Source organism: Psychromonas aquimarina ATCC BAA-1526 (assembly GCF_000428725.1).
Lineage (GTDB): Bacteria > Pseudomonadota > Gammaproteobacteria > Enterobacterales > Psychromonadaceae > Psychromonas > Psychromonas aquimarina.
The window spans coordinates 43,816-62,736 of record NZ_AUAM01000018.1; the positions used below are offsets into that span (position 1 = coordinate 43,816).

Genomic DNA, 18,921 nt, shown 5'->3' on the forward strand with positions numbered 1-18,921 from the left:
GATAGAAAAGCAAGGTCCCTGGTTTTAAACAAAAACTTGGGGCCGTGAACTTTATTGGTTATTTAATATCAATTTTAGACAGTTCAAACAGCTGCTCCGCTACTGCATAAACTTTAATATGATTTTTTTCAAACTCACAGATAGTCAGATGAGGGGTCGGTCTCTTTTCGTTCGGCTGATGACCGCAGCCGCTGTCAATAAACAACAGCTGTTTTTCTAATCGCGCTTTACGTATCGGCGTATGACCGGAAACAATAAAATCAATGCCAGCTGTTAAATGGTCATGCCCGTTTCTCAGGTAATCCCTGCTCCACAGTAATTTATGCAGATTATCTTTATTTATATCATCTGCATGCATCGGCCACTTCTCTAACGGATACTGGGCATGTACAACCCCCACTTTACCGGCGGCAGTATCAACGCTTAAGGTAAGGCAGAAGTTTTTTGCAATAATATTTTTTGCCAGCAGTTTTTCCTGAACAGCAAGATTTTCCCACCAGCCGCCGCCGTTCTCATACCAGGAAAACTTCTTATACATATTATTATCGTCAATTTCCCTTAAAAACTGTTCGTGATTACCAACAACAGGGATAAACCAGTTTTTATTTGCAAGAAGAAGACAATAAAAAGAATCCTCGCCGCGATCAATAACATCACCAACGGAAAACAAACGGTCCGCACTATAATCAAAATTGATCTGCTCCAGAGCCAGCATCAGCAGAGTATGCTTTCCATGAATATCACCGACAAAAAAATCCCGTCCATTAGGGTTGGATTCATAATGATGATGGGCCGCTAAAGAATTCAAAATAAGTACCTCATGTAAGACAAACTAGATATTAAAACAGGCTGGCGGTTAGATTATTCAGCGGATAGGTACTGTTCCTGGAGCTGATACATACGTATTGCATCACAGTATTTTCCATTGATGAAAAACTCCTGCACTAAGCGCCCTTCTTCTATAAAACCAGATTTTAAGTAGAGGTGAATAGCCTTGCTGTTATCTTCGGAAACCAGCAGGTAAACTTTATGCAGATTAAGAATGGTAAAAGCATAATCCAGCGCTTTATGAATAAGCGCTTGTGCATAATTTTGCCCCTGAAAGTCAGGAGCAATAATTATCTGGAATTCCGCATTACTATGGATGTAGTCAATTTCAATTAATTCAACCAGACCAATAGATTCATTATCTTTATTTGTGCCGATAAAGCGCCGCTCAGTATTGTCGTGAATATGCCTGATATACAGATCTTCAAGTTCACCAAATGATTCATAGGGTTCTTCAAACCAGTAAGACATTATATTGCGGTTATTATCAAGCAGATGTACGAAACGTAAATCTTCTCTTTCTAATGCCCTTAACTTAACCTTATGTTTCATATGTTTCTTATAATAAAAAAATAATGATTAAGTTTAAAATTGCTGATTAGCTTTAACAAGTTAGCTGCGTCAAAGTATTCAACAAAAGTTAGATGTTTTTTTGATTAAGAGGGTGAAATTATAAAGTTAACCAAGTGATACTCAAGAAAACAGCAGATTTTCCTATAAGAAGTAACTCTATAGAAGAGCACTTCTTATATTCACAGCCGTTATCATTATCTTTTAATCAGCTTGCGTGGTACCACTTCAATACCCGGCTGATACTGCCCTTCTGCAGCCGCCAATGCCAGCTGCAGTGCTTTTTCCGCAATGACTTCATACTGCTGCGGCAGCGACTGAATTTTAATCGGCAGAAAATCCAGTAAACGGTTATCACCAAAAGTTGCTAACGCGGTCTTTTTTAATAATTCCGGGTGTGCCAGCAGGCAGTCTAAAACACCTTCAAATAAAGTATAAGAGGTAATTAAAAGTGCCTCAGGAAAACAGCGCTGATCCAGCCACTGCTGTGCTAAATCCTGCCCCTGCTGAATACTAAAATGATCGCCATATGCATATTTTACCTCAAGGATTCCGTTATGCTCCGCAACCGCTGCTTTAAAGCCCAGCTCACGCTCCTTCGATACCCCCAGAGCCGGTACTGCGCCGATCAGACCTATACTGCTGACCTCCTTTTCCAGCAGAGAACGGCTTAAATCCAAAGCGCCTTCCAGATCTTCGCTGATCACATTAGCAAAAATTTCATCATCCAGGCTTCGGTCTATTGCCACTACCGGCACACCTTTCGCTTGAATCTTACGGTAAAAAGTCGTATCCGCAGGCAGTGCACTGGCAACTAAAAGCACATCGATACGCCGGCTAACCAGGCTTGCCGCCACGCTTTTTTCTGTTTCCGGCTGATCATCCGAACAGGAAATAATCAACTGAAAGCCGGCTTTCCTCGCATCCCGCTCCAGCAGTTTAGCTAACTTCGCATAACTGGAATTTTCTAAATCCGGAATAATCAGACCAAATGTCCGGCTGTTACCGGCCCTTAAGGAACTGGCTGCATAATTTGGTTTATAGTTATGTTTTTCTACTACCGCCATCACCTTCAGACAGGTTTTTTCACTGATTCTATATTTCTCAGCTTTACCATTGATCACATAACTTGCTGTCGTACGAGACACACCCGCTAATTTGGCAATTTCTTCTAATTTCATGACTAACCCGCATTAAGCTGCCGGATAATTGCGATAAGCATCACAATTTTTGCGGCAGACAAATAATAACTGCTTAAAAAGTGATTGCAATTGTAGCTGAAACGGTTCAGCATAACAACTGAATCGTTTCAGCAAGTAAGTAAAGCAGCATTTATTCTTATTCCTGCAGAGTAATTCGACACAAAAAGTTCGTTTTACGGATTCATTAGAGCCGGATTAAGCTCTCAAATTTTTAAGGCACTTGTTTAATCCTTTCGGTTAAACATAAAACAAGACAACAGAAGCAAGGTGGTCAGCATGTTATCAATTAACAGCAGTGATATTGTTCTTTCACAAGCAGCAGAAAATAAACAACAGGCAATACAGTCAATTGCTAACAGCCTGGTCGAAAAGACCTATGTGGAAGCCGCTTACCTGGACGGCATGCTGGCACGCGAAGCGCAAAATTCTACTTTTTTAGGTAACGGCATCGCTATTCCCCACGGCACCACGGAAACACGTGACAAAGTAAAGCAAACTGGTGTTGTTGTGCACCACTTCCCGCAGGGCGTGGACTGGGGTAACGGTAATACAGTTTATCTGGCTATCGGCATCGCAGCTCAGTCGGATCAGCATTTAGCAATTTTAAAACAGCTGACTAAAGTGCTTTCTGCCGATGATGTCGAGCAGCAGCTGAAAGAAGCGCAGACAGCACAAAACATCGCCTCTTTACTGAGCGGCGAAGTGCAGAATGAAACTCTGTTTAATCCTGACCTAATTCAAATGAACTTCCCTGCCTCGGATCTGCTCCAGCTGACCGCTGTAGCGGCCGGCTTAATTAAGAACCAGGATGCAGTACAAAGCAGCTTTATTGCCGATCTGATTGCTAAACCAGCAGCTTATCTAGGCCAGGGACTGTGGCTAAGCAGCAGCAGTACAGGCATCAGCAAAACGGCAGTCTCTTTAGTAACCGCCTCAGAGTCTTTTCAGTTTCAAAATAAACCGGTGCAGGGCCTGCTGTGTATTGCCAGCAACAGCCAGCTGCACCTGAAAAACCTGAATATATTAATCAACCTTATCCACAAGCAGCAGATTGAACAGTTATTTGATGCTTCCGAAGAGCAGATAATTACTTTGCTGACTCAGGAAAAGCTCGAAGGTTCTCAACAGGTATTCACCATTAGAAATCCGCATGGCTTACACGCCAGACCCGGTGCAATGCTGGTTCATGTAGCGAAAAAATTTAAAGCAAAAATTCAAATGACCAACCTTAACGGCTCTGGTAAATCAGCCAATGCCAAAAGTCTGATGAAAGTTATGACTCAGGGGGTGCAGTTCGGCCACCAGCTGCAGTTTATTGCGCAGGGCGAAGATGCCGAAGAAGCGCTGGATGCTATCGGCCAGGCAATCAACGAAGGTTTAGGCGAGGCAATAGCATGAGTCATCCGTTAAAAGTCGTCACCGTCACCTTAAATCCGGCCCTGGATCTTACCGGCTCCTTAAATGAACTGGTAAAAGGAACGGTTAATTTACTTGATTCAGGCAGTCTGCACCCGGCGGGTAAAGGCATCAATGTTGCTAAAGTGCTTGCTGAACTCGGTGCTCAGGTAACCGTCACAGGTTTACTCGGTGCAGATAACCAGGAAGCTTTTGTACATCTGTTTGAGTCATTAAATATTAATGATCAGTTTGTACGCGTCGAGGGTGCAACACGTATCAATGTGAAAATAGTCGAGAGCTCAGGGCAAGTCAGCGACCTTAACTTCCCGGGTGTCAGCGTTAGCGAGTCACAACTGCAGCAGTTTGAAGATACTTTATTAGAGCTTGCCGACTCCCATGAGATTTTTGTTATTGCCGGCAGCCTTCCGCGGGGACTTACTCCAGAACGCTGCGCTAAGTGGATAAAGCAGCTGCAGGAAGCCGGTAAAAAAGTATTTTTTGACAGCAGCAACGGGGCATTAAGCGCAGGGGTTGAGGCTGGTCCATATCTGATTAAACCTAATGATGAAGAGCTTAGCGTATTAACCGCTGCAACACTGAGCAGCAGTCATGATATCCAGCAGGCGGCTGAAAAACTGCAGCGTCAGGGCTGTGAAAATGTGGTGATTTCGCTGGGAGAAAAAGGCGTATTGTGGATTGAACAAAACGGCTGGATAAAGTCTCAGCCGCCGAAAATGACTGTAGTCAGTACCGTTGGCGCAGGAGATACCTTAGTCGCCGGGCTTTGCTGGGGTGAACTACAGCAGTGGCCAAAGACTCAAACATTAAGTTTTGCAACCGCATTAGCCGCCCTTGCCGTCAGCCAGATTGGTGTCGGAGTGGCAGATATAGAACAAGTATTAGCAGTACAAAACAACGTACAGATAGAACAACCAATGGAGAGGATAGAAAAATGAAATTAGCTATCGTAACAGCCTGCCCCAGCGGCATCGCTAACAGCATTATCGCAGCCGGTTTATTGGAAAAAGCCGCCTCAGAATTAAACTGGGAAGCGCAGATAGAATGCCAGTCAAGTGTTATACCGGTACAGGCGCTGACCGAGCAGCAGATAGAAGATGCCGACTGCATTATTATCGCCAGCAATACTGAGATTGATAACAGCCGCTTTAAAGGTAAAAAAGTCTATCAGTCAGATATCAGTGAATGCTTGCTGGATGCTAAAAAGTATCTGCAGAATGCGGCTGACAATGCCTCTCCATTAACTCAGATTACACAACTGAGTAGTGCCGCGGCGGCAAGTAAAAAAATCGTCGCTGTCACCGCCTGTCCGACGGGTGTAGCACATACCTTTATGGCGGCGGCGGCGCTGGAAGATAAAGGTAAAGAGCTTGGTTATCAGGTGAAAGTTGAAACTCGCGGTTCAGTAGGTGCAAAAAACCAGCTGAGCGCAGAGGATATAAAAGAAGCCGATTTAGTTATTATTGCTGCCGATATCGAAGTTGATTTAGCACGCTTTGACGGTAAAAAACTGTATAAAACCAGCACCGGCTCAGCACTTAAAAAGACCGAACAGGAGATCAATAAAGCATTTGCAGAAGCACCGGTTTATCAGCACACGGCTAATGCAGCGAATAACAGCAGCGATAACCAGGTGCAGGGTTCGGCAGTCTATAAACACCTTATGACCGGTGTTTCACATATGCTGCCGTTAGTAGTTGCAGGCGGCCTGTTAATTGCCCTTTCATTTGTCTTTGGTATCGAAGCCTTTAAAGAGGAAGGTACACTAGCGGCCGCACTAATGAATATCGGCGGTGCATCAGCTTTTGCACTTATGGTTCCGGTATTAGCCGGATTTATTGCGTTTTCAATTGCCGACCGACCAGGGCTTGCGCCGGGTTTAATCGGCGGCATGTTAGCAAGCTCTACAGGAGCGGGTTTCCTTGGCGGTATCGCAGCTGGTTTTGTGGCAGGTTATGCGGCTAAATTTATTGCCGATAAGGTGCAGCTTCCAGACTCAATGGCGGCTCTTAAACCTATCCTGATTATTCCCTTAGCAGCCAGCTTAATCACCGGCCTGGTAATGATCTATATTGTCGGCGGCCCGGTATCTTCAGTAATGGCAGGCCTTACTGAGTTCCTCAGCAGCATGGGTTCAGCTAACGCAGTATTACTGGGTATTTTACTCGGTTCTATGATGTGTTTTGATCTAGGCGGTCCGGTTAATAAAACTGCATACACATTTGGTGTCGGCCTGTTAGCTTCCAGCTCTTACCTGCCGATGGCGGCCATTATGGCGGCCGGCATGGTACCGGCATTAGGTATGGGTCTGGCAACATTTTTGGCTAAATCTAAATTTATCAGCAGCGAAGCTGAAGCGGGTAAAGCGTCATTTGTATTAGGTCTATGTTTTATCTCTGAAGGTGCGATTCCTTTTGCAGCTAAAGATCCGATGCGCGTAATCCCCTGCTGTATCGCCGGCGGCGCATTAACGGGCGGTTTATCCATGTTGTTCGGTGCACAATTAATGGCACCGCACGGAGGATTATTTGTACTGCTTATTCCTGGTGCAATTACCCCGGTACTGATGTATTTGGCGGCCATTGCAGCTGGTACGGCGGTTACCGGTTTCAGTTATGCATTCCTAAAAAGAAGTGAAGCAAAACAGCTGGCAGCGGCTTAATTAACATTTATGATGAAAGGAAGCTAAACAGCGAATGCCTGTCAGTTAAAAACTGACAGGCATTTTTTATGAGCAGTCCAAACTATTTCAATATGCAGGAAGGTAATCACATGCATCTACCGTTATATGTGAATACCTAAAATAGTACGCAGCGACAAATTATTGCCTAGTCATGGTCGCTTTAAAGTGATTTTGAAAGATAGCAGGTTTGTTGTCTTTTCTTCATTCGCGACTGCTTGTATTTTTTGATCTTAATTTCCTGTTCGACAATTAAGCAATAATATATGGGCAGCCACATAGTAGTGAAAGTTAGGGTCACTATGCAGCATACTTTCATTCGAATTTAAAAAATCGCTCTTCAGCAGATCTGGTGAGTTACTGAGTTTTTTATTCAGTAACTATTCAGCCCTAGAAAAAGGATTAAGACAAAGCTGGCACTTCTTTTAACAATAATAGAAAAATATCGAGTAGCAGCTCTATTTTATAGACATAAAAAAACCGGGAAATCCCGGTTTTTTCTTTACAGTTTTGCTAAAACAGAGGCTAACAACTCCTCTGCTTATATTCATACAGCTACTGGCTGCACTCTTGGATTAATAGAGTAGCTTTACTGCTATCATCTGCATCAAGCGTTAACATAAAGCTCCAATCACCCTGTGCTAAATCTACAGAGTCATTACCACTGCCACCTTCGCCAGCTCCAATTGCATATTCAACATCAGCGCTTAAAGCAGCATGAACTGCATATTCAACACTCCAAGCTTCATTCGCAATTTTAAAAGTAGATTTAACTGTCGTATCAGTTAATACAACTTGGTAAATGTTATTACCTTTGTAAGTTAACTGATATTCAGGAGCAATACCCCACCCATTTAAGTCACCTTTAATATAAAGATCATCTGCTATTGGTGCAGTTTCAGTACTGTCTTCCAGCACTGAACAGCTTTTAACTTCTTCAGCCGTCACAGTAAGCGTTGCAGCGTCTTTATCGCTTGCATTAAACTTGAAGGTTACAGCAGAATCAGCCTCTAGTGATAGTTTTATGTTAGAAGATGAAGTTTCATCATATGCTAATGCTAGTGGCGTGTTCAAAACTGCTGGATTAAATGCACCGTAGCTAAGATCCACCCAGTTACCAACATTATCATCGCCAATTTTGAATTCATAATCGCCAGCATCTAATGTCATGGTAATAGAATAAACTCCATTTCCATCAAACGTCATCGCATCAGTTGTTCCCCAGTCATTCATACTACCGCGTAGATGAGGAATAGTTTCACCAAACGGAGGGATAGCTGATGTATCTTTCGTACTATTATCAACTGCAAGACCAGTCCCCTGAGCACCGGATTGTCCTTTAACAAATACCGCAGTAGTCAGCGCCGGTACAGTGAATTTCCCAGCAGCAAAACTAGCGGTTTTCACAACATCATCAGCAGAAGCCTGCTGTACAGCATGCAGTGTAAAGCCGTCAGCTTTAGCCACAGGCATAGACTGCTCACTTGTTGTCGCATTAACCACAATAACAACGGCATCATAGTTACTGTCCAGATCTGTCACTCCAGTACCGTCATCAACAGACATAACAACTACACCTGACACCTGATCGACACCGGTATTATGGAAGTCCACTCGCGCCATAACATCTGCAGCGCTTTCCAGGTTGAATAACGGACTAGCTGTACGTATTTTCAACAGTTCCTGGAACTGTTCAGCCGCCAGCTGAATCTGCTCTGCACTAGGCTGTGCTTCAGGATCAGCAATCACCTCTTTAATTACGTCGTAATTAGCACCGTCTTTATCTTCACGCGGCAGGCCGACGTTCCAGTTATTATGCAGATCCGTATTTTCCAGATCAAAATCTACACGGTTGTACCAGTCACCGGAGTCATAGCTGTCACGCTGCATAGATTTAGAACGCAGCAGCTCAGAGCCCATATGCAGGAACGGAACACCTTGCCCTAATAATACGGTACTTAGCGCAATATTATGCATACGTACGCGATCATCAGAGTTTGTGCCCTTCAGAATTTTGTACTGATTATTATCCCACAGGGTCTGGTTATCATGTTTAGAAACATAGTTTACCGTCTCCTTCGGCTGCTCAGAGTAGCCCGCTTTCTGCCCGTTATAATCAATATCCTGACCGCGTTTACTTTCACCCAGGTGATCTACAAGCATATAATCCTTCAGATTAGCGGCCATACCTAAACGTACTAAATCTGTCAGTTTATTCAGATCCGTTGTTTTAGTGTCGTCAGCAAAATCAGGTCCCGCATTAGCAAAACCTTTGTTATCACGTAAGCCTTCACCACTGTCAAAAGGACTGCCGCCGCGAACCGCATCACGTAAACGGTCACTGAAAGTACCTATGCCGGTACCAGCCATATTCCATTGAATCGCATTTTCACCGCGCTTACCGTCACCCACTTCACCGAAGTTCCAGCCTTCGCCGTAAAAGTAAGTGCTTGGATTAACCTTTTGTACTGCCGCTAGTGCTTTTTCCATATTTGACTTCATATGGTGACCCATTAGATCGAAACGGAAAGAATCAATCTTGTAGTCTTCAGCCCAGGTAACTAATGAATCAACCATCAGTTTTTCCATCATGGTATATTCAGAAGCGGTATTATCACAACAGGTGGACATCTCAACGGCACCAGACTCGCTGTTCAGACGGTGGTAATATCCAGGAACAACTTTATCTAATACCGATTTTTCATTATCACCGGAAGCATTGGTATGGTTATAAACTACATCCATTACTACCTTCAGCCCCATATCATGCAGCGCCTGTACCATCTGACGGAACTCTTCAATACGTTTAGAGCCTTCAGCATCACTTGCATAGCTGCCTTCTGGAACCGTGTAATGGTAAGGGTCATAACCCCAGTTAAAGCTGTCCAGCGCGCGCATATCATTCATCAGCGCCTGAGCATCTTTGGTATCACTTCCGTTTTCCTTATAAGCTTCTAATAAAGACAACAATGTCTGACTTGGATCTGCACTGCTGCACACGCCAGCCGTTGCATTTAATGAACATAATTTTTCAACGGTATCATTAAGATTAACCAGTTTTTCCGGATCTTCATTAACCGTGGCGATATCAAAAGTAGGCATCAGATGGAAGTAAGTCAGACCAGAATCTTTCAATGACTGCAGGTGCTTCATACTGGCACGCTCGGCTTCTGTGAAAGCCAGGTATTTACCGTTATTTTCCGCAGTGCCTAATGTATCGCTGTTACTAAAATCGCGAATATGAGATTCATAAATAATTGCATCGGTCGCTTTCGCCTGTGCATCAAACTGATAATCATCCCAGTTTGCTGGTTTTAAGCTGGCATCATCCATATCAACCACTTGAGAAAACAGGCTGTTTTCAGAAAGACTTAAAGAGTACGGATCCGTTACATCAAAAGTTTCCAGATTACCCGTAGTCGGATGATAAACCGTTACACGGTAGCGGTAATATTTATCCATTACACTACCGTCGGCAGCCAGTGTATAAACACCGTCACCGTCTTCATCACTCATCGTTTTCGGGTAACCTTCTTCAATCTTACCCGCATCAGATTCACTGAATAAAATTAACTCAACTTTCTGTGCAGTTGGTGCCCAGACATTAAAAGACACATTACCAGAATCAATAACTGCACCTAATGCCTGCGTATCGGCATTACGGCCTTCGTCAGTGCTACCGGTATAAAGAGCATCGAGTGCCCCCGGAATCTGTATTTTAGTCAGCGCTGTAATTTTGCCTTCTGTGTCACGAGCAACGGCAATAAGCTGACCTTTCAGTACATCTTTAGCATCTGTATCAGATGGAACGCTGAATGCAGCATAATCTTTAAGATGCGGGAATTTTGCTTTAACGGCATCGGTAGCTGTACCTTCAACCAGAGTAATAACTGTTCCGCCGGAAATGGTACCTTTATCTTCATCAAATTTTATATCAACAGTTTTAGAATGATAAATTTCCACTTTATCAGCTGATTTAGCCTGCTCCCAAAGCAGCGTATCGGCATCAACCCAGTGTGCAGAAGCACCTTCCAGGCTTACCGGAGTGGTATCTGCCGGGCTGTCTAACACCGCTGAGTAATCAGCAGGTACAAACCCCTGGCGATCTGAAATTGTAGCAAACTCCAGCTTCATATTAGGTGACTGACCGCCGGCACCGTCACGAACGATAAAATTAATACAATCTGTCGATTCCTGGCTGGTTAAAGGTAATATCCAGTAAATACCTGTTTCATCTGTATTATCAGCTTCAACACCTACATCCCACTGGTCATAGCCGGTAATTTTATCTGCGTCAAGCGCACTACATTCATCATTATTCCATACATGCAGAGTCTGCGGAATATCACTTTTTTGTAAAGAGCCGTTATTTAACAAGTAGATTACCGCTTGATTATCAGCAGCAGTCACATAATCTGGAGTAGGATCCGGAGTAGGATCCGGAGTAGGGTCAGGAGTAGGGTCAGGAGTAGAATCCGGAGTAGGGTCAGGAGTAGGCACTGGAGTCGGCGTTGGAGTCGGTGTCGGCACAACCGAACTGTCCGACGTCGAACTATCACAACCTGATAGAGTAAGAGATGCAACGATTGCCATTGCACAGATTCGAGGCATTGTTGCTAATGCCAGTTTATTAAGTTTATTTTGCATTTAAGTAACTTCCTGTATTTTTATATTTTTAAAATCAGTCTTACCTTATTCACAACCAGCTAATGTTGCGCCGAAAAATCATATTGGATTACGATAAATTAATAGTTGATCCAACCGAAATTTCTCAGAACAGAAAACCGCAAAAATACATTTTTTGTGAGCCGTATCGCCACAAAAATGCTTCATAACGACTCGAGCCAAAAAATACAATTTGTTACAAAAAATGACAAGCAAGCGCAGTGTAAACGTAACCAAACACACAAAAAACGATATCAAAACAAGCAGCTACAGACCACTGTCAAATAAGAACATAATTTTCATAATAACCAGTTCACACAAAAAAACACATATTCAAAGAGCAAAGCCCGAATTTTAAGGCTTCAATTTTAATGGAAGCGTTACCACTGTTCTTTGGTGATTTTAAAGAGCAAAAAAAGTCTGACAAGTACATCCATAAAAAGTCTCATAATGATAAGGAATAGAGGATGATTTATATCTACTTTAGCGCCATAAATTATGTCCTAAACAGATAGAAACTTTGACAAAAGCTTTTCTGTAAGGCTCAATTTTTCCCCTTGTTTTTATCCGATTATATTTAGAAAACGACATACACCAGACGCAATTCGACATCAAACATAGCGATTTAATGTTTTTTACAGTCGCTTATGCTGCCGCACTGATATTAACAGGTGTAGTTTTTGCTCAGTGGAAATGAAAGAGAACATAATATTTGACTGGATAATAAGCAGAACATTGATTTGTTTTGTACCTAGAAAAATAGAGCTGCGAGTGTGATTGAAAATGCACTATACATATTGAAATAGTTTGCATAGGCCGAAAAAAATGCCTGTCAGCTCTTAACTGACAGGCATTTTAGTTAATAACACCAGCCTCTATAATAAATAGAGAGAGCGGCTGTTCTACATCTCTTTTGCAGAAACAGGCAGACCAGCACCTTGTGATTTACCCTGTGCTTTAACAAACACAGCTGTCGTTAACGCCGGTACGGTGAATTTTCCATCTGCAAAAGCAGCTGTTTTCACAATGGGATCAACAGAGTTCTGCAGATCAGAATGCAGAGTAAATCCAGCAGCTCCAGCCACAGGCATGATCTGTTCACTTGTTGTTGCATTAATGACAATCACAACGGCATCATAGTTACTGTCCAGATCAGTCAGTCCAGCACCGTCATCAATAGACATAACCACTACACCTGACACCTGCTCCGTTCCCGTATTATGGAACCCCACACGCGCTATAACATCTGCAGCGGTTTCCAGGTTAAATAACGGACTGGTCGTACGGATTTTCAGCATCTCCTGGAACTGTTCAGCCGCCAGCTGAATCTGCTCAGCACTTGGTTGTGCTTCGCTGTCCTTAATAACCTCTTTTATTACATCGTAGTTATCACCGTCTTTATCTTCACGCGGCAGACCAACATTCCAGTTATTATGCAGATCCGTATTTTCCAGATCAAAATCTACCCGGTTGTACCAGTCACCGGAATCATAGCTGTCACGCTGCATAGACTTAGAACGCAGCAGCTCAGAGCCCATATGCAGGAACGGAACCCCTTGACCTAATAACACTGTACTTAGAGCAATATTATGCATACGTACACGATCCGCCGAAGTTGTCCCCTCCGGAGTTTTGTACTGATTGTTATCCCATAGAGTCTGGTTATCATGCTTAGAAACATAGTTTAGTGTCTCCTGGGGCTGCTCTGCATAACCTGCTTTCTGACCGTTGTAGTCAATATCCTGACCGCGCTTAAGGTCGCCTTGATAATCGACAAACTGATAATCCTTCAAATTGGCAGCCATGCCCAGACGCACTAAATCCGTCAGGCGGTTCAGCTCTGCTTTTTTACTGTCGTCTGCATAATCATCAGCGGCATTAGCAAAACCTTTGTTCTCTCGTAAATATTCACCACTGTCAAAGGGGCTGCCGCCGCGAACGGCATCACGAAGACGGTCACTGAAAGTACCTATACCTGTCCCCGCCATATTCCATTGAATCGCATTTTTACCGCGTTTTCCGTTTTCCACTTCACCAAAATTCCAGCCTTCGCCGTAAAAGTAAGTGCCGGGATTAACCTTTTGTACTTCTGCCAGTGCTTTTTCCATATTCGTTTTCATATGGTGGCCCATCAGATCAAAACGGAAAGAATCAATCTTGTAGTCCTGCGTCCAGGTAACTAATGAATCAATCATCAGCTTTTCCATCATGGTATGTTCAGAAGCAGTATTGTCACAACAGGTAGACTGCTCAACAGAACCTGATTCGCTGTTCAGGCGGTGGTAATAGCCGGGAACAACTTTATCCAGCACGGATTTTTCATTATCACCAGACGCATAGGTATGGTTATAAACCACATCCATTACCACTTTAAAGCCCATATCATGCAGTGCCTGCACCATCTGACGGAACTCTTCAATCCGTGTTGAACCTTCTGCATCACTTGCATAACTGCCTTCCGGAACCGTGTAATGGTAAGGGTCATAACCCCAGTTAAAACTGTCCAGCGCACGTATATCATTCATCAGAGCCTGTGCACTGTCCGTTTCCGGATCATAACTTTCCATCAGAGACTGCAGCGTCTGACTTGGATCTGCACTGCTGCACACACCGGCAGCTGCATTTATCGAACATAATTTTGCAACAGTGTCATTAAGGTTAACCAGTTTTTCCGGATCTTCATTAACCGTGGCGATATCAAATGTCGGCATCAGGTGGAAGTAAGTCAGACCAGACTCCTGCAGTGATTTAAGATGCTTCATACTGGCACGCTGATCTTCAGTAAAAGCCAGATATTTACCGTTATTTTCCGCATTACCTAATGTATCGCTGTTACTAAAATCTCGAATATGAGACTCATAGATAATGGCATCGGTAGCTTTCGCCTGAGCATCAAACTTATAATCATCCCAGTTCGCTGGTTTTAAAGCTGCATCATTCATATCAACGACTTGAGAAAACAGACTGTTCTCAGACAGGCTTAATGAATACGGGTCGGTTACATCAAAAGTCTCAAGGTTACCCGTAGTCGGATGATAAACCGTCACACGGTAGCGGTAATATTTATCTATTACGCTGTCATCGGCAGACAGTGTATAAACCCCGTCTCCGTCTTCATCAATCATGGTTTTCGGATAACCTTGTTCAACCTTGCCCGGATCAGCTTCGCTGAATACAAACAGCTCAACTTTCTGTGCGGTAGGCGCCCAGAGATTAAAAGTAACACTGCTGGAATCAACAAGCGCACCTAATGCCTGTTTATCGGCATTACGCCCCTCTTCTTCGCTTCCGGTATATAGTGCATCTAATACACCAGGAATCTGAATCTTAGTCGCAGCGGTAATCTTACCCGCCCCGTCGCGGGCAACGGCAACAAGCTGACCTCTTAATATCTCTTTAATATCACCATCAGCAGGAATGCTGAATGCGGCACTGTCTTTAAGGTGCGGAAATTTTGCTTTAACGGATTCACTAACACTGCCTTCAGTCAGTGCAAGCACTTCTCCACCGGAAATAATGCCTTGATCTTCATCGTATCTAATATCAACAGTTTCAGAATGGTAAATTTCCACTTTATCAGCCGCCTTAGCCTGATCCCAAAGCAGAGTACCGGCATCAACCCAATGTGCAGAAGCTCCTTGTAAAGGTGCTGGATCCGGCGCCCCCGAATTGTCTGACGTTGAATCATCACACCCTGACAAAGTAATAGATGCTGCAAATGCCATTGCACAGATTCGAGGCATTGTTGCTAATGCCAGTTTATTGAATTTATTTTTCATTTAAGCTGCTTCCCGTATATTTACACTTCGTTGACACAATTGACTTTATTTACAACAAACTAATGTTGCGCCGAAAAATCATATTGGATTGCTATAAATCAATAGTTGATCCAGGCGGAATTTTTCATAACACAAATATTCTAAAGCACATTTTTTGTGATCTTAATCACTGTAAAATGCTTTCCATAAATTCAATAAACAAATACATTCCGCTTACAAAAACACAGTGTAAACGTAACCAACCACAACCAAAATAACAACAAAACCAGCAACTTGGCATTAGCGCGGCAATTAAAGAATAATCACTACAATATTCTAGGCACATAAAAACAATCGTTTTAAAAGTAAAACCAGCAGCTGTACGGATCAGCAGTAATGAAAGCGTTACCACAGCAGTTTGCAATCGCCAGACAGTTCAGCAAACAAACATAAAATAATAATATAATGTACATGCAGAACATGCTCAAGACGCAGCCGCACCCATTAAATGAGAAATAAAAGTCACTTACTGATTGACAATTAATTCACTTAAACCGAAATAAAAACTCTTTTATTTCCCTGCTTGTTTTTAATAAAAAACATTGAAAAACACAAAGGACGACATCAAACAAACAGTCAACATTTTGAAGCCACGAGGTAAAATAAACTGAATTTTGATGCAGATAGACACAAAATTTTCGAACGAACCTACCGCCAGCATTATGATAAGACCATCCTTGCGCTGCATTCAGCTGTTAAGTACACAGCCCCTTCCCTAAAACCTTTATGCAGCAGCCCAGCAGGGCACCTGTAAAAAAGCCTGTCTATTTATGCCCCCTGGCGACAGAAGTGTATATTTCGATTTAAAAGCGAAAAGCCCCCCGCCCTGCTTTTTCAGCTGAAAATAATAAGCCACAAAAAACATAAAAGTTTAAAAACAAATCGTTACAACAAAAAATAGAAAGTAAAACAATCTAAAACAGCAGTATCTATAAGTAAAAACCGGCCTATTACCCAAAACAAAAAAAAATAAAAATATACACCACACCTAAATATCAACAACGAATGTGCTTATTTATTAAACAGCCTCTATGGCAAAGGGGCCACGGGTAATATCAAGCGTATTTACACAAACAATTCAACCTTCAATTGAGAACATTAATGTGCTCGAACGCTCATTTCCTGCCTTTTTATGTTTCCTAATTGTTAATATGGCGTACATTTATGCAACACAGAAAGTGTAATCTTAATTAAACATCACATACAGAGGAATGGATTATGACTCAAAGTAAACAACATACGCTGCTGGGACAGTGCATCGCAGAGTTTATAGGCACAGGGCTGTTAATATTTTTTGGTGTCGGTTGTGTTGCCGCACTGGTATTAACAGGTGCAAGTTTTGGTCAGTGGGAAGTCAGTATCATGTGGGGGATGGGAGTCGCAATCGCTATTTACTGTACAGCTGGTGTTTCTGGTGCACATATTAACCCGGCAGTCACTATCGCCCTGGCGGCTTTTCACGGTTTTGAAAAAAGAAAAGTACTGCCTTATATCCTGTCGCAGCTTTTAGGCGCATTCTGTTCAGCCGCTTTAATTTACGCTTTATACAGTAATTTATTTACTGACTATGAAATTGCCAACGGCTTCATGCGCAGCAGCGAAGCCGCATTATCCACTGCAGGTATTTTCTCAACTTACCCGCACCCGTCATTATCTATGCTTGGCGCATTCTCTGTAGAGTTTGTCATTACCGCTGTATTGATGTTTGCTATTTTAGCTCTAGGAGATGAAAGCAACGGCGCACCGCGCGGCGCAATGACCCCGATTCTAATTGGTGTACTGATTGCTGTCATCGGCGGCTCATTAGGTCCGCTAACCGGTTTTGCTATGAACCCGGCTCGTGACTTTGGACCAAAACTGTTCGCTTATTTTGCCGGCTGGGAGTTCGCTCTAAGCGGTGCGAAAGAGATCCCTTACTTTATTGTCCCCATCCTGGGGCCTGTCTTCGGCGCATGTTTCGGCGGCTGGGCTTACCCTAAACTGATTGCACAATATCTACCGGATGCCGGTCAGAGCGACACTATTTCGAATCAGTCTGAAGATGAACAAGAGAATAAAGATTTAGCAGAGGCCTAAGCATTAAATATTTAATTAAAAATGAGTATCAGTACAAATTACAACTAAACTTAAAGAGATAAAGGACAACGTCATGACAGATAAAAAGTATATTGTTGCACTAGACCAGGGTACAACCAGCTCCCGCGCCGTTATTCTTGACCACGATGCAAATATCGTCAGTGTTTCTCAGCGTGAATTTACACAAATTTATCCGCAGGCCGGCTGGGTTGAGCATGATCCTCTGGAAATTTATGCAACGCAAAGCTCGGTATTAACTGAAACGTTAGCCAAAGAAGGTATCCGCAGTGATCAGGTCGCCGGCATTGGTATTACCAACCAGCGTGAAACAACCATTGTCTGGAATAAAGAAACCGGCAAACCTGTTTATAACGCAATTGTATGGCAGTGCCGCCGTACCGCTCCTATTTGTGAGACATTAAAAGAGCAGGAAGGTTTAGAAGAGTATATCCGTGAAAATACCGGCCTGGTGCTTGATCCGTATTTCTCCGGCACCAAGATCAAATGGATCTTAGACAATGTGGAAGGTGCACGAGAAGATGCTGAAGCCGGAAAATTAATGTTCGGTACCGTTGATACCTGGCTGGTCTGGAAAATGACCCAGGGCCGTGTTCATGTTACTGACTACACCAATGCTTCTCGTACTATGCTTTTCAATATCAACACATTACAGTGGGATGAAAAACTCCTTAAAGCATTTGGTATTCCGCGCTCTATGATGGCAGATGTGAAAAGCTCATCAGAAGTTTACGGGCAGACCAACATCGGCGGCTTCGGCGGCACACGTATTCCTATTGCCGGTATTGCCGGTGATCAGCAGGCTGCCTTGTACGGCCAAATGTGTGTTGATAAAGGCCAGGCGAAAAATACTTACGGCACAGGCTGCTTCCTGTTAATGAATACAGGTAAAGAAAAAGTAACTTCTAAAAACGGCCTGTTAACGACCCTGGCATGCGGACCGAGAGGAGGCGCCGCCTATGCGCTGGAAGGTGCGGTATTTATGGGCGGCGCTTCTATTCAGTGGCTGCGTGACGAAATGAAACTGCTCGCTGATGCCAAGGATTCCGAATACTTTGCCACTAAAGTTGACTCTTCCAACGGTGTTTATGTGGTACCGGCATTTACCGGTTTAGGCGCACCGTACTGGGACCCCTATGCACGAGGCACCATTGTCGGCTTAACACGCGGCGTCAATTCCTGCCATATTATCCGGGCAACACTGGAGAGTATTGCTTATCAGACCCGTGATGTACTGGATGCAATGCAGGCAGACTCCGGCATTAAACTGTCAGCTTTACGTGTTGACGGCGGCGCGGTGGCGAATAACTTCTTAATGCAGTTCCAGTCAGATGTATTAGATACAACAGTGCAGCGCCCTGCTGTCACCGAAGTCACCGCACTGGGTGCGGCTTACCTGGCCGGTATCGCAGTGGGTTACTGGGAAGGTTTAGAAGAATTAGCAGATAAAGCTGTTATTGAACATTCATTTACGGCAAACCCTGATAAAAGCAAACGTCAGCAGCGTTACAACGGCTGGAAACGTGCCGTTAAATGTACGCAGGTCTGGGCAGAGCTTCATCATGAAGACAATGAGTAACGGCTAAAATCAGCCCTGTGCTTATTATATAAAGAGTGTCGTAAGACACTCTTTTTTTCGAAACTTATT

At 43.4% G+C, this 18,921-nt stretch carries 10 protein-coding genes; 5 read left to right on the forward strand and 5 right to left on the reverse strand.

The window, feature by feature from the left end; translation table 11 throughout:
* Positions 1–58: 58 nt before the first annotated feature.
* From G337_RS25835 to cra, 3 genes are all read right to left on the reverse strand, one after another.
* Entirely contained in the window at positions 59–808 is a 750-nt protein-coding gene (locus tag G337_RS25835; protein WP_051303076.1) for a metallophosphoesterase, read from the reverse strand.
* Between the two features lie 53 nt (positions 809–861).
* Positions 862–1,380, reverse strand: coding sequence for a spermidine N1-acetyltransferase (gene speG / locus G337_RS0108060; RefSeq protein ID WP_028863439.1), 519 nt, complete (start codon positions 1,378–1,380; stop codon positions 862–864).
* A 215-nt stretch (positions 1,381–1,595) separates the two neighbouring features.
* Positions 1,596–2,579: a catabolite repressor/activator gene (gene cra, locus G337_RS0108065; RefSeq protein ID WP_028863440.1), complete on the reverse strand. Its 984-nt coding sequence runs from the start codon at positions 2,577–2,579 to the stop codon at positions 1,596–1,598.
* A 297-nt stretch (positions 2,580–2,876) separates the two neighbouring features.
* Between cra and fruB the strand changes: the two genes are divergently transcribed.
* The 3 genes from fruB to fruA are packed head-to-tail and all read left to right on the forward strand — an operon-like array spanning position 2,877 to position 6,678.
* Positions 2,877–3,998, forward strand: a complete 1,122-nt coding sequence (gene fruB, locus G337_RS0108070; protein ID WP_028863441.1) for a fused PTS fructose transporter subunit IIA/HPr protein — start codon at positions 2,877–2,879, stop codon at positions 3,996–3,998.
* Positions 3,995–4,954, forward strand: coding sequence for a 1-phosphofructokinase (gene pfkB, locus G337_RS0108075; protein WP_028863442.1), 960 nt, complete (start codon positions 3,995–3,997; stop codon positions 4,952–4,954). The genes fruB and pfkB overlap by 4 nt, the downstream gene beginning before the upstream one ends.
* Positions 4,951–6,678 carry a PTS fructose transporter subunit IIBC gene (gene fruA, locus G337_RS0108080; RefSeq protein WP_028863443.1) on the forward strand — a complete coding sequence of 576 codons (1,728 nt, stop codon included), beginning with the start codon at positions 4,951–4,953 and terminating at the stop codon, positions 6,676–6,678. Before pfkB ends, fruA begins: the two co-directional genes overlap by 4 nt.
* Before the next feature lie 573 nt (positions 6,679–7,251).
* Here the strand turns inward: fruA and pulA (G337_RS0108085) are convergent.
* The gene (gene pulA, locus G337_RS0108085) at positions 7,252–11,343 is read right to left on the reverse strand and encodes a pullulanase-type alpha-1,6-glucosidase (protein ID WP_028863444.1); all 4,092 of its coding nucleotides are present in this window, start codon (positions 11,341–11,343) and stop codon (positions 7,252–7,254) included.
* A gap of 920 nt (positions 11,344–12,263) precedes the next feature.
* Entirely contained in the window at positions 12,264–15,140 is a 2,877-nt protein-coding gene (gene pulA / locus G337_RS25840) for a pullulanase-type alpha-1,6-glucosidase (protein WP_037027246.1), read from the reverse strand.
* Between the two features lie 1,257 nt (positions 15,141–16,397).
* Between pulA (G337_RS25840) and G337_RS0108100 the strand changes: the two genes are divergently transcribed.
* Together G337_RS0108100 and glpK are read left to right on the forward strand one after the other, a co-directional pair.
* The gene (locus G337_RS0108100) at positions 16,398–17,255 is read left to right on the forward strand and encodes an MIP/aquaporin family protein (RefSeq protein WP_028863445.1); all 858 of its coding nucleotides are present in this window, start codon (positions 16,398–16,400) and stop codon (positions 17,253–17,255) included.
* Positions 17,256–17,328: 73 nt separating this feature from the next.
* Positions 17,329–18,852, forward strand: a complete 1,524-nt coding sequence (gene glpK, locus G337_RS0108105; RefSeq protein ID WP_028863446.1) for a glycerol kinase GlpK — start codon at positions 17,329–17,331, stop codon at positions 18,850–18,852.
* Positions 18,853–18,921: the final 69 nt, after the last annotated feature.